The organism is uncultured Oceanisphaera sp. (genome assembly GCF_947495715.1).
GTDB lineage: Bacteria > Pseudomonadota > Gammaproteobacteria > Enterobacterales > Aeromonadaceae > Oceanimonas > Oceanimonas sediminis.
Genome location: NZ_CANLZU010000011.1, coordinates 18,900 through 30,932 on the forward strand (window position 1 = coordinate 18,900; position 12,033 = coordinate 30,932).

Annotated in this window: 11 protein-coding genes; 4 read left to right on the top strand and 7 right to left on the bottom strand. The window is 59.3% G+C overall.

Features of this window, described 5'->3' with window-relative positions; all coding sequences use genetic code 11:
• Positions 1–96: 96 nt before the first annotated feature.
• From Q0753_RS08295 to Q0753_RS08305, 3 genes are all read right to left on the bottom strand, one after another.
• Entirely contained in the window at positions 97–1,599 is a 1,503-nt protein-coding gene (locus tag Q0753_RS08295) for a BcsE family c-di-GMP-binding protein (protein ID WP_298719372.1), read from the bottom strand.
• Positions 1,600–1,924: 325 nt separating this feature from the next.
• Complete coding sequence (gene zapE, locus Q0753_RS08300; RefSeq protein ID WP_298719374.1) at positions 1,925–3,025, bottom strand: cell division protein ZapE; 1,101 nt, start codon at positions 3,023–3,025, stop codon at positions 1,925–1,927.
• A 137-nt stretch (positions 3,026–3,162) separates the two neighbouring features.
• Positions 3,163–3,504, bottom strand: a complete 342-nt coding sequence (locus Q0753_RS08305; RefSeq protein WP_298719376.1) for a DUF2750 domain-containing protein — start codon at positions 3,502–3,504, stop codon at positions 3,163–3,165.
• Positions 3,505–3,648: 144 nt separating this feature from the next.
• On the opposite strand from Q0753_RS08305, the gene Q0753_RS08310 reads away from it, so the two are divergent.
• The 4 genes from Q0753_RS08310 (at position 3,649) to Q0753_RS08325 (ending at position 7,105) form a co-directional block, all read left to right on the top strand.
• On the top strand, positions 3,649–4,296 hold the full coding sequence (locus tag Q0753_RS08310) for an isochorismatase family protein (protein WP_298719378.1): 648 nt from the start codon (positions 3,649–3,651) through the stop codon (positions 4,294–4,296).
• Positions 4,289–5,479: a nicotinate phosphoribosyltransferase gene (pncB, locus tag Q0753_RS08315; RefSeq protein WP_298719379.1), complete on the top strand. Its 1,191-nt coding sequence runs from the start codon at positions 4,289–4,291 to the stop codon at positions 5,477–5,479. The genes Q0753_RS08310 and pncB overlap by 8 nt, the downstream gene beginning before the upstream one ends.
• 482 nt (positions 5,480–5,961) lie before the next feature.
• Positions 5,962–6,756 carry a phenylalanine 4-monooxygenase gene (gene phhA, locus Q0753_RS08320; RefSeq protein WP_298719380.1) on the top strand — a complete coding sequence of 265 codons (795 nt, stop codon included), beginning with the start codon at positions 5,962–5,964 and terminating at the stop codon, positions 6,754–6,756.
• Positions 6,757–6,766: 10 nt separating this feature from the next.
• Entirely contained in the window at positions 6,767–7,105 is a 339-nt protein-coding gene (locus Q0753_RS08325) for a 4a-hydroxytetrahydrobiopterin dehydratase (RefSeq protein WP_298719381.1), read from the top strand.
• A gap of 230 nt (positions 7,106–7,335) precedes the next feature.
• Here Q0753_RS08325 and Q0753_RS08330 read toward each other — a convergent pair whose 3' ends face one another.
• From Q0753_RS08330 to puuD, 4 genes are all read right to left on the bottom strand, one after another.
• Complete coding sequence (locus tag Q0753_RS08330) at positions 7,336–8,082, bottom strand: META domain-containing protein (RefSeq protein WP_298719383.1); 747 nt, start codon at positions 8,080–8,082, stop codon at positions 7,336–7,338.
• Between the two features lie 201 nt (positions 8,083–8,283).
• Positions 8,284–9,558: an FAD-binding oxidoreductase gene (locus Q0753_RS08335; RefSeq protein WP_298719385.1), complete on the bottom strand. Its 1,275-nt coding sequence runs from the start codon at positions 9,556–9,558 to the stop codon at positions 8,284–8,286.
• Between the two features lie 113 nt (positions 9,559–9,671).
• Positions 9,672–11,156: an aldehyde dehydrogenase PuuC gene (gene puuC, locus Q0753_RS08340; RefSeq protein WP_298719387.1), complete on the bottom strand. Its 1,485-nt coding sequence runs from the start codon at positions 11,154–11,156 to the stop codon at positions 9,672–9,674.
• Between the two features lie 39 nt (positions 11,157–11,195).
• Positions 11,196–11,966, bottom strand: a complete 771-nt coding sequence (puuD, locus tag Q0753_RS08345) for a gamma-glutamyl-gamma-aminobutyrate hydrolase (protein WP_298719389.1) — start codon at positions 11,964–11,966, stop codon at positions 11,196–11,198.
• Between the last annotated feature and the right edge of the window lie 67 nt (positions 11,967–12,033).

A 12,033-nucleotide genomic window follows, 5' to 3' on the forward strand; every position in this document is an offset into this window, starting at 1 on the left:
GGCGAGCAGCTCACGTCCACAACAAGCCAGTGCCCACCACAGGAGCAGCGTCAAGGCGGCATTCACCAAAAACAATAACCACAGATCCGAATACATTTACTGCTCCCGGACGTTAAGGTGAAACGGACGCCGGCCAAAATGACGCTGCCTGGAGGCAAAAGCCGGCTCCGATGGCGTTTCATACGCCAGAGCCGGTCTCTGCTGGTCCTGCTCGAACCGCTGCCTGGGCAGCATTTTCGTATCGAACAAGGGGCGACACTCGCTGAACAGCTCCTGCCAGGGCAAATGAAAGGCATTGGCCAGGGCTGCCTCCCTTGCCTCGTCCGGACAGGAAAACAAAAACAGATAACAGCAGTCGTCCAGCAAACAGGCCAGATCGCCCTGCCGGCGCAGATTGAGCTGGCTCAGGCATAATTCTGCATTCAGGCCCAGGCGCAGGGGAAAGGCCAGCAACTGATGGGGGATTTCTCCACTGGCAGCCCGGAACACCCCATCGACGTAACGGTAAAACTCCCTCGGGCTCAGCAAGCCGCTGGCAGCCGGGGGCTGATAACGTCGCAATAATTGCTCGATATCACCGACCGGTGGCCGTTGCCAGCGTTGCCCCGGCAGGCAACGCAGCAAAGACAGAAACTGGGCATGAGACACCCCGGAAGGGATCACCAGGTTGGCACCACACTGCAACAGCAGCTCCTGCTCCACCTCCCGCAGGCAGGGGTGCAGTTTGCGTATCGCCAGCCTGAGCCCGGGGCCGCGAAAACGGCGCAGGGAATGAATGCGCTGGGACAGAACAGTCAACTCTTCGTTGCTTTCGACCGCAGCCACCAGAGTGCCTTCGCTCGCTGTCATGGCCTGCAGCCAAAAATCCTCTTCTGGCTCCATTATCTGCCAGTCGGCCGCCGGTGCCGGCATATGCTCCAGTGCCGCACGCTGAATCAACACGCCTTTTTCGTTATGAGCGGAGTCATGCTGCGCCACGCTGGCAGGGCGCACGGCAAACCGGTCGTCCTTCAGCAGGAGTTCATAATCGACACCGGCCAGCAACCCGAGGGCATTACGCCAGCCATCAACCCGCAACTGGATGCTGTTATCATTTCGCTCGAGTCGCAACAAACCATTCACCTGTCCGGCCAGCGTGGCCGGCAATACCTGCTCCTGGCCATGGCACAACACCAGCATGGTGAGTCCGTGCCGGCTGGCCCAGGCCTGCAATGACAGCGCCCACGCCTTCTTCCTGCCCTCCTTCATCTGTACCCGGGTTGCAGGCAGCAACAGCAACAGCACCCCTGTGTTTACACCACTTCGCCCCAGCTCGGCAGTCAGCCATTTCAGATCGGCGCCACGCCGGCCCGGAGCCAAAGAAAAGAGAGATATCTGATCAGGACCAGCCTCATCCGGGACCATGGCCAGCAATTCATCCTGCTCGTCATCGGCACACACCAGCGTGGTTTTCAGGTTTGCAGGCAGCGCCGTTAGCAGGCTGGCGGCCAGCAGCAACATATCGTCCCGCCTGGTAAACGACAGCCAGTACAGACCCGGCTCACTTAATAGGGCTGCTTCTCGTGGCAGATGTTCTACAGCAAGGGCAAGAGACAGCATAAGGTGTAAGTTCCCCTCGAGCGATGACGCAGGGTGCACAGAAAAGGATACGTTCGAAACTTAAATCTAGACCCCGACGCCATATGCGTCCAATCGCCTTTAGATATCTTTCATCGTATTGAAAAGAGGCAACTAGAGAACAGAACCCACGACCGTGAAATGCCAAAGCCGGAAAATGCTCCTGCCGTTTCGGCATTCCCACCATCTCTGGCGGTCAGACAGCATGCCCGAGCCTACATATATGTACTCAACTCGTGTCGTGGGAGGCGGCTGCGTTGCCTCTCAGCTCGGGGTTAAAATGATCAGATGCTTCTTCAAATTGGTATCACTCGCCAAATCGTTGCAACTGCATCTCCTGCAAGCGGCTGAGGGTGCGACGAAAGGGAAAGGCCAATGCGCCCTCGGTGTATAACTCCTGCAGCGGCACCGCCGCGTCGATATAAAGCGGAATACCGCGGTCGTAGCATTCGTCGACCAGGGCGATAAAACGGCGCACGCCGTCGTCTTGCTGGGTCAACATGGGTAGCTGGCGATCTCCCGCCGCCACCTGCTTGATGCCATCTTCGGTACCACGCGCGATATTCGCCTTCAGGCCGCTGCCGGTGAGTTTGGGCACCTCGCCCAGCAGAATATGGTGAAAGCGGTCGCACAATTCGATGAAGTCCGGCGCCGCCAGCGGTTGTTCACACAAATCGTGATAACGACACCAGAGCACCTCACCACCGCGATTCACCACGCGTATCTGCCGATGGCCCAGCAGCAATGGCTCGGCACTGCATTCACCCGCGGCCAGCTCGGCAAACACCGCCGCCAGCGCCTGCGGCTGCTTTATCCAGTAGCGCTGTTGTTGTTGCCCCGGATGCAGCCGGTGATCTTCACCGCCGTTCACACTCACCAGTTGCATATGATGATGGATGGCCGCCACCGCCGGCAGAAAGCGCTCGCGATTGAAACCTTCCGCATAGAGGCCGTCGGGCGGCTGATTGGAGGTGGTCACCAGCACCAGACCCTGCTCGAACAGCTGTTGCAGCAGGCGGCCCAGCAACATGGCATCGCCGATATCGCTGACAAACAGCTCGTCCAGACACAACACCCTTACCTCGGCCGCCAGCTCCTGCGCCAGCAAGATGAGAGGGTCTTCCTGTCCGGTCAGTTGAAACAGCCGCTTGTGTACCCAGCGCATGAAATGATGAAAATGCTGTCGTTTCGCCGGCACGGTCAGACTCTGGTAGAAACTGTCCATCAGCCAGGTCTTGCCTCGTCCCACCGGCCCCCACAAATAGACGCCGGAAATATTCGACTCACCGGCCTGCAACTGCCGGTAGCAGCGTTCCAGGCACTCGGCGGCGCCGTGCTGGGCCACGTCATTCTTAAAACCGGATTCAATGGCCTGCCGATAGGCGGCATAGGGAGACAAGAGCGACATCAGATCCTCTATCTGAACGGGTATCAGCTGACTATTAAGCCAGATTCTGCGACAGACTGACAATCCGGGTGGCGGCAGAAATAAAAACGGCCTGCCCGACAGCGCCGGGCAGGCCGTTAACCCAAGGGGTATTTCAATCAGGCCAGCGCTTTCACCAGCTCCAGCACGTCCAGCTCGATGCCATCCAGCTCGGCGTCCCAGTTGGGACCAATGCGTACACCGTCTTCCGACATGTCTTCTACCCAGACTTCAAGAAACTCGGGCAGGGTGATTTCAAAGGGTTCGTACTCGGCCCATTCGTCTACACACTGCACTTTTGCTTCATTCTCGGTAGACCACACCGGCATGACTTCGGTATCTTCAAACTCGGACGAGTCGCAAACGACCCACTCATCGCCGAAGCGCAGCCCCCACATCACCCGGTTGGCTGTGACTTCATCGAGAAAACGCTGGTAATTTTGCTGGTGGCTATCGCTCATGTTGTTCACCTTTGGGCTGATAACGGGGAAGATACCCCAGATGGGGCGATACTGAACCAAATTCCCCCTAGACTCAATCAAAAACAATACTAATACAGCGCGCCACAAGGGCCAAAGGTCCACACTTAACATAGGAGGTGGTGTATGAAATTACCCGCCAAAAACCGGGTCGCCAGCCTGGATGTAGACGCTCAATATACCTTTACCCCCAGCTGCCCGGACGAGCTGCCGGTCCCCGGCGGCGATACCATTGCCGATGAGCTTAATCGCCAGGCCGCCTTTGCCGACCGGCGCCTGGGTTCCAAGGATGCCCACTCGCCCCGGGCGCTGTGGGTCAGTAGCGACAAGCAACCGCCGTTCAGCCCCATAGAGGGCGCCAACATGGACATTCGCTGGCCCCGTCATGCGGTGCCCGGCACCCGCGGTTTTGAACTGCTGGACGGCCTGCCCCACCCGGCCGATTATGACTTTTTCGTGTGGAAAGGTGTGGAGCCGGACATGCATCCCTACGGCGCCTGTTATCACGACTTGGCCGGAAACATGAGTACCGGCATGATTGAATATCTGCGCGATCGAGAGATCAATACCGTGCTGGTGGGTGGCTTGGCCACCGACTACTGCGTGCGTCATACCGTGCTGCAGCTGCTGGATGCCGGCTTCAACGTGGTGGTCAACCGCTCCGCCATTCGCGGCGTGGCCGACGAGTCCAGCCGCCACGCCATTGCCGAGATGATACAACACGGTGCCCACTTCGTGCACGACAGCCGTCAGCTGGAGCAAGCCGATGACTGAGCCCGTGATTCGCTCGCTGCTCGACACCGATCTGTACAAGTTCACCATGATGCAGACGGTGTTGCATCAGTATCCGGCTGCCGAGGTGGAATACCGCTTTCGCAGCCGTAATGCCGACCTCGATTTCGGCGACTGCGTCGAAGAGATAGCAGCCGAAATCGAGCATCTTTGTCAGTTGCGGCTGACCGAAGACGAGCTCGCCTATCTGGGCCGGCTCGACTACATCAAGTCCGATTTCATTCACTTTCTGCGCCTGTTCCGGCTGGATCGGCGCTTTATCCAGTTGAGTTGCCATCAGGGTGAGCTGGAATTGAGCATCAAGGGACCCTGGCTGCACACCATACTGTTTGAGGTGCCGCTGCTGGCGATCATCAGCGAGGTCTATTGCCGGCGCCATGCTGCCGGCACCGACCTGGCGGCAGCCAGAGCGCGACTGCAGGATAAAATCAGCCTGGTGCAAGACGGCAGCGATAACGACGATTTCCGCTTTTCCGACTTCGGTACCCGCCGCCGCTATTCCCGCGCCTGGCAACAAGAGGTGGTGACACAACTCGCCCGGCAGTTACCGCTGCAGTTTGCCGGCACCAGCAACCTGGATCTGGCCCGGCGACTGGGGCTCAAGCCGGTCGGCACCCTGGCCCATGAGTTCATGCAAGCCTTTCAGGCGCTGGGGCCGCGGCTTATCGACAGTCAGAAGATGGCACTGGAAGCCTGGGTGCACGAATACCGGGGCCGGCTCGGCATTGCCCTGACCGATGTGGTGGGCATGGACGCCTTTCTGCGCGACTTCGATCTTTACTTCGCCAAGCTGTTCGATGGCCTGCGCCAGGACTCGGGCGACCCGGTGGAATGGACCGAAAAAGCGCTGGCCCACTATCGCCGCATGAACATAGACCCGCGCAGCAAAACCCTGGTCTACAGCGATGGCCTGACCATGCACAGCGCCCTGGATCTGTACCGGCGTTTTCGGCATCAGTGTCGTCCGGCCTTCGGTATCGGTACTCACCTGACCAACGATCTCATGAGTCATTCGCCCATCAACATGGTGATCAAGATGATCAGCTGTAACGGTCAGGCGGTGGCCAAACTGTCGGACAGCCCGGGCAAGGCCATGTGCGAAGATCCCGGCTATCTGGCCTACCTGGCGCAGGTGTTCGACGTCGATCTGGCCACAGTCAAATAGTCACATACTGTAACGCTGTCTGTTGGTCACAAACCCGAGCCTGTGTATTCAGCTAAAGCGACACCTCGGCCAAAGGGCCCGCTCCGCCGACTCGCTGTAGACCCATCCATGGGCGCTCTCTGTTTCATCCCTGAAACAGAAGGTCGGCTGAGCAGATCCCTTTGTCTTCCTTGATGCTCCGGCGTCGCCTGTTTGTGATGTCAACAGCTAATTCGGACGTCAATAAGAGGCAGCAGGAATTGCCTCAGCCGACCGTCAAATGCAGGGATGGCATTTGCTGAGCGTCACAAGGATGTGCTTGCAGCGTGTCGGAGGAGGCAACCCTGTTGCCGCTTTATTCCATACGTTTATTTATGACCCATAAGCAAACCGTAAACTTATAATTACATCAACTGTAAACCCGGCCCGGGTGCTGCCCTTCTCAATCGTTCGCCGTCTCTCTACATTAGAGACTGAGATTGATTGAAAGGTGGGAATGCCCGATGAATGCGACCCAGTATGTGGCCCGCAAACCGGACGCTGATGGTGTTATCCATTACAGCGACGAAGAAAATGCCATCTGGCATACTCTGATCGCACGCCAGCTGGCGTGCGTGGAGGGCCGGGCCTGCGACGAATACGTGGCCGGTCTGGCCCGGCTGGCACTGCCTCATGACCGCATTCCCCAGCTGGACGACATTAACCGGGTGCTGAGCCCAGCCACCGGCTGGCAGGTGAGCCGGGTGCCGGCGCTGATCTCCTTCGATCGCTTCTTCGAACTGCTGGCCAACCGGCGTTTCCCGGTGGCCACCTTTATTCGCAGCCGGAAAGAGCTGGACTACCTACAGGAGCCGGATATCTTTCACGAGCTGTTCGGCCACTGCGCCCTGCTCACCAACCCGGCCTTTGCCCGCTTCACCCATATCTACGGCCAACTGGGGCGCGATGCCAGCCCCCGGGATAGAGGGTTTCTGGCACGCTTGTACTGGTTTACCGTGGAATTCGGCCTGCTCAACACCCCGAGCGGACGCCGTATCTACGGCGGCGGCATCCTGTCTTCGCCGGGTGAAACCCGTCATGTGTTCGAATCGGACATTCCCGAATTCCGCCCCTTCGAGATACTGGATGTGCTGCGCACCCCTTACCGTATCGATATCATGCAACCCATCTATTATGTACTCGACTCCATCGACGATCTCTTTGCCATCGCCGAGATGGATATCATGGCCGAAGTGAAAAAAGCCCGCCGTCTGGGGCTGTTTGCCCCCACTTTTGCCGCCAAACAAAACGCCAGCTAAAGGAGTAAACATGACCGAACTTGCCCAACAACACTGCGAAGCCTGCCGGGCCGATGCCCCCAAGGTCAGCGACGCCGAACTGGCCGAGCTGATGCAAAAGCTGCCGGACTGGGCACCCATGGCCCGTGACGGCGTGCTGCAACTGGAGCGGGAATTCAAATTCAAGAATTTCAAACTGGCCTGGGCCTTTGCCGACAAGGTGGCCGAGCTGGCCGAAACCGAGTTTCATCACCCCACCATCACCCTGGAATGGGGCAAGGTCACCGTCACCTGGTGGACTCACGCCATCAAGGGCCTGCACCGTAACGACTTCATCATGGCGGCCAGAACCGATTTGCTGCTGAATTGATATTTGCTCAAACGACTCGGCATCTGGATCTCACTGTGCTGCCGGATTGCGCCGCATGAATGGGCGCCGATGGTAGGGTCGAATTTATTCGACCGATGTAGCTGCGGTGCCAGGCTCGTTGGTCGAATAAATTCGACCCTACGACATCTTTAGTCACGAGGACTGCACAAACGACAAACAAAAACGCCCGGCGCAAGGCCGGGCGTTTTTGGTCGGGAAGCCAGTCGCTGTCAATTGGCAGTCAGGGCGCGACCGTCGGCGGCGAAGATCAGCAGAGTACCATCACCCTGCTGCTCGACACGCCGGCTCTGACCCAGAATATCCAGCATGATGCGCTCCCGCTCCATTTGTTTCGGGGTACACAGCATCATGGTGCTGGCCAGATCGCCGACGCTGAGCTGATCCCTCTGCAATTGGTAACTGCCGTTGAAACTGTTGCAGAAGGCCTGCCCATACAGGCGGCCATCATCACCAAAATTCAGGCTCGCCCTGGACGAGGCAGGAACGGCCACGCCGTTGAGGTTACGCACCTGCCACTCACTGCCCGGCAGCGGCGTAACCGCGCCCTGCTCGCTCACCTGACGCAATACCAGATTACCCAGCTCGGTCATGCCCGCTTCAGCACTCACTCCAACCGGTGCACTGCGCCAGTTTGTCTCGCCGTCTTCCATGATAACGGCGCTCAGGCTGTAGGCCCCGCCGTTCATGTCTTGGGTATTCACTGCCAGGGTAAAGGGAATCGGCAGTGGTTGGCCGTCGAGGTCGATACGCTGCTCGCCGATAACGGCACCGTCGGCCACCGAGCTATCACGCACCGTGACCACCGCCACGCTGTTCGGCGACAAGGCAATACGGGACAGATAAGACAGGGACCCGGTCAGTTGATGCTGCTGGGTCACTTGCTGTTGTGCAGCACAGCCGCTGAGCGCGGTCACGGCAACCACGGAAGTCAATGTGATGGAAGTCAGTCGGTTCATCAAAACGCCTCATTCAAAAGAGAAACGTCGTCCCTGAGCAAAGGGGTGCATCCGATTGCGACCCACGAATTAGAGTAAAAACGTGAATACTGTAACGACTTTCAGCCACAAATGCGTCTTCTATTACTCGGTGCAGCAGATAACCCGGATGACACCGCCTGTACGCGACATGATGTGACTCTGTGTGTGACAGGCGACTCTTCACACGCCCAGCTTGTCGCGCAGGCTGTAGTAGGCGGCTCCCATGGCAGTGAACGGCACCTGAAAGCGGCGTCCGCCGAAGAAGGGCAGATGCGGCAGCCTGGCGAAGGCTTCGAACCGCTCGGCCTGCCCCTTGAGCACTTCTGCCAGCAATCGGCCCGCCAGGTGGGTACAGGTTACCCCGTGGCCGCTGTAACCCTGCATGTAATAGACGTTGGGCTCCAGCCGCCCGAACTGGGGCAGGCGCGACAGGGTCAGCAGGAAGTTGCCGCTCCAGCGATAGTCGATCTTCACCCCCTTCAGTTGGGGGAAGGTTTGCAGCAACTTGGGCACTACCAATCGCTCTATGTCATCCGGATCCCGGGCGCCGTACACCACGCCACCGCCGTAGATCAGCCGGCGATCGCCGCTGAGGCGAAAGTAATCCAGCAGGTAGTTACAGTCTTCCACACAGTAATTATTGGGGATCAGGCTGGACGCCTGCGCTTCGCTCAGCGGCTCTGTGGTGATCACCTGACTGCCACAGGGCATGGCCTTGGCCGCCAGTTTCGGATCCAGATTACCGAGGTAGGCGTTGCCCGCCATCACCACGAAGTTGGCTTCAACTCTTCCCTTGGCGGTCACTACCGTCGCCGGATCTCCGTGTTTGATGTCGACGGCCGCCGACTGTTCGAAGATGCGCCCGCCAAGCTTGCGAATCGCTTCGGCTTCGCCCAGCGCCAGGTTGAGCGGATGAATATGACCACCTCGGTGATCGAGCAGCGCGCCCTCATAGGCTTGAGTGTCTATTTCTTTGCGCACCTGTTCGGTATCCAGCAGCTCCAGATCCTGATGGCCGTAACGCTCCCAGTCGGCTTTTTGCGCCCGCAGCGCTTCCAGCTGCCGCTTGTTGAGAGCGGCGAAGATGCCGCCGGGGCGAAAATCGCAATCGATCTGGTACTGCTCGATGCGGCTGCGAATGATGTCGCCCCCTTCGAACATCATGCTGCCCAGCATGCGGGCGGTATCCTGGCCATAACGGGATTCGATCACCCCGATATCCCGACTATAGGAATTGACGATTTGGCCGCCGTTACGGCCACTGGCGCCATAGCCGATGCGACTGGCTTCCAGCAGCACCACGTCGAACCCGGCCTCGACCAGAAACAGGGCGGTAGAAAGCCCGGTGTAACCGCCGCCGACCACACACACATCGCAGCGAATGTCGTCGGTCAGTTGCGGCCAGGGCGCATGCTGGTTGGCCGAGGCGGCGTAATAGCTGTTTACATGCTGCATGTACAAATTCCTCCTGTGTCTACCTCAGTATCCATCACGGGGTCATACCGGGCTTGACCCGGTATCTTTCTGCAAGAAGATCCTGGCTTTCGTCAGGATGACGCTCTGAGGGCTTAATCCAGCGACAGCCAGGTGGTCTTGAGTTCGGTGAATTTTTCCAGCGCGTGCAACGATTTGTCCCGGCCATTACCGCTTTGCTTGACGCCGCCGAAGGGCACCGTCATGTCGCCGTCGTTGTAGTTATTGATGAATACAGATCCGGCCTTGAGCTTGCGGGACAACCGATGCGCACGACGCAGATCCGAGGTCCAGACCCCGGCGCCCAGGCCGTATTTGCTGTCGTTGGCCAGCCGCAGCGCTTCTTCCTCATCGGTGAAGGTGGTGACCGCCAGTACCGGGCCGAAGATTTCTTCCTTCGCCACCGTCATGTGCGGATTAACCTGCTCCAGCACGGTCGGTCCCATGAAGTTACCGTTCTGACTGCGACCGTCCAGGCTCAGCACGGCACCGGCGTCCAGCCCTTCGGTGATGTAACGGCACACGCTGCCATGATGTTCGGCGTCGATAAGTGTGCCCATTATCGATTCGGGATCGAGCGGATCCATCGGCTTGAAGGCGGCGGCGGCTTTCTTCAGCTCGGCCATGAAGGCGTCCTTGATGCTTTCCTCCACCAGCAGCCGGGTGCCGGCGATACACACCTGCCCCTGGTTGTAGAAGATACCGGCGGCGGAAGCCTTGGCCGCCCTGGCCAGATCCGGACAATCGGCAAACACCAGGTTGGCGCTCTTGCCGCCGGCTTCAAGCCAGATGCGTTTCATGTTCGACTGACCGGCATACTCCATCAGCAGCCGCCCCACCCCGGTAGAGCCGGTAAAGGTCAGGCAGTCCACATCCTGATGCAGCGCCAGCGCCTTGCCCGCCTCGTGCCCCAGGCCGGGCAGCACGTTGAGCACGCCGTCGGGCAGGCCGGCTTCTTTGGCCAGGGCGCCGAGACGAATGGCGGTGAGCGGTGATTTTTCCGAGGGCTTGAGGATCACCGAGTTGCCCGTCGCCAGCGCCGGGCCCAGTTTCCAGCAGGCCAGCAACAGCGGGAAGTTCCACGGCACTATGGCCGCCACCACGCCGATGGGCTCGCGGCTGATCAGCGCCAGGGCGCCGGGGTCGGTAGGGGCGATTTCGCCGTAGACCTTGTCCACCGCTTCCGCATACCAGCGAATGGCGCGGGCGGCACCGGGAATATCATCGCGCAGGCTGTGGCGAATCGGCTTGCCGGTGTCCAGGGTTTCCAGCAGCGCCAGCTCTTCTTTGTGCTCGTCCATCAGCTCGGCCAGGCGCAGCAATACCGCCTTGCGCCGGCTCGGGGCCGACTCGGACCAGACGCCGGACTCGAAGCTGAGACGCGCCACCGCCACGGCGGCGTCCACATCCGCCTGCTGAGCCCGGCTCACTTCGGCCAACGGCCGCTCGGTGGCCGGATTGATGCGGCTAAAGGTTTCACCGCCCCGGGCTTGCTGATATTCGCCGGCAATAAACAAGCGGTGCTCTATGGTCAGCGCTTTCGCCTGTGCCTGCCAATAGGCCTTGTTTCTGTGTTCCATAACGATCTCCCCGTTTCGTTGCAGCAAGCGACCTCGGCACTAGCGCCGATCCTTACCCTTGCCGGCATGATACCGGCGACAGGCCGCAATAAAGCCATCAAACAAGGCGCGAGACAGGGAGTTATTCCGGCTCTGCCACTCCGGATGCCACTGCACCCCCAGGGCGAAGGGATGATCGAGCAGGCTGATGGCTTCCACCAGACCGTCGGGCGCCGTGGCCTCGACCCGGGCACCTTCCCCCACCTGTTTCGTGCCCTGCATGTGTAACGAGTTAACCTGCTGTGTCTCCGAACCTGCCAGCCGACTCAATAGGCCGCCGTCACTCGGTATTATGTTGTGCGCAGGGCCGTATTGCTGTTCCAGAGTCAAAGTCTTGTCTTCCCGGTGTTCCTCGAACAGATTTGTCTCGTGCAGCCGACGATGCAGGCGGCCCCCGCTGGCCACCACCATTTCCTGAAAGCCCCGGCAGATGCCGAGCAGCGGCATCTGCCGCGCTTGTGACGCCGCTATTAGTTGCAGGCTGAGTCGATCCCGACCAGGATCTGTGTGGGGCTCATCGCCACTTTCACCGTAATGATGCGGCTCCATGTTACTGTAGCTGCCGGTGAGCAGCAGGCCGTCGAGCATGGTCAGCGCCTGGGTCAGACTCTGTTCGTCTTCTACCAATCCATGCGCCAGCGGAAACGGCAGCGCACCGGCAGCCAACAGGGCATCAAGGTATTTCTGCTGCAGCGTCATCGCCGGGTGCGGCCCCAGCTGTTGCCGACACATCACCACACCAATCAGCGGTCTGTACGCTGCTTTCACCATCACACTTCCCTCTCAGAGATGCTATCCAGTGCTCATTTTGACCATAAAATATCCGCTGGTAACAGAC

Bases quoted from the DNA above. Each gene is read 5' to 3' on its own strand.
- Q0753_RS08335 (WP_298719385.1), bottom strand. From the start codon at position 9,558: ATGCAGCATGTAAACAGCTATTACGCCGCCTCGGCCAACCAGCATGCG.
- zapE (WP_298719374.1), bottom strand. From the start codon at position 3,025: ATGTCGCTCTTGTCTCCCTATGCCGCCTATCGGCAGGCCATTGAATCC.
- Q0753_RS08325 (WP_298719381.1), top strand. From the start codon at position 6,767: ATGACCGAACTTGCCCAACAACACTGCGAAGCCTGCCGGGCCGATGCC.
- Q0753_RS08305 (WP_298719376.1), bottom strand. From the start codon at position 3,504: ATGAGCGATAGCCACCAGCAAAATTACCAGCGTTTTCTCGATGAAGTC.
- puuC (WP_298719387.1), bottom strand. From the start codon at position 11,156: ATGGAACACAGAAACAAGGCCTATTGGCAGGCACAGGCGAAAGCGCTG.
- Q0753_RS08310 (WP_298719378.1), top strand. From the start codon at position 3,649: ATGAAATTACCCGCCAAAAACCGGGTCGCCAGCCTGGATGTAGACGCT.
- puuD (WP_298719389.1), bottom strand. From the start codon at position 11,966: ATGGTGAAAGCAGCGTACAGACCGCTGATTGGTGTGGTGATGTGTCGG.
- phhA (WP_298719380.1), top strand. From the start codon at position 5,962: ATGAATGCGACCCAGTATGTGGCCCGCAAACCGGACGCTGATGGTGTT.
- pncB (WP_298719379.1), top strand. From the start codon at position 4,289: ATGACTGAGCCCGTGATTCGCTCGCTGCTCGACACCGATCTGTACAAG.
- Q0753_RS08330 (WP_298719383.1), bottom strand. From the start codon at position 8,082: ATGAACCGACTGACTTCCATCACATTGACTTCCGTGGTTGCCGTGACC.
- Q0753_RS08295 (WP_298719372.1), bottom strand. From the start codon at position 1,599: ATGCTGTCTCTTGCCCTTGCTGTAGAACATCTGCCACGAGAAGCAGCC.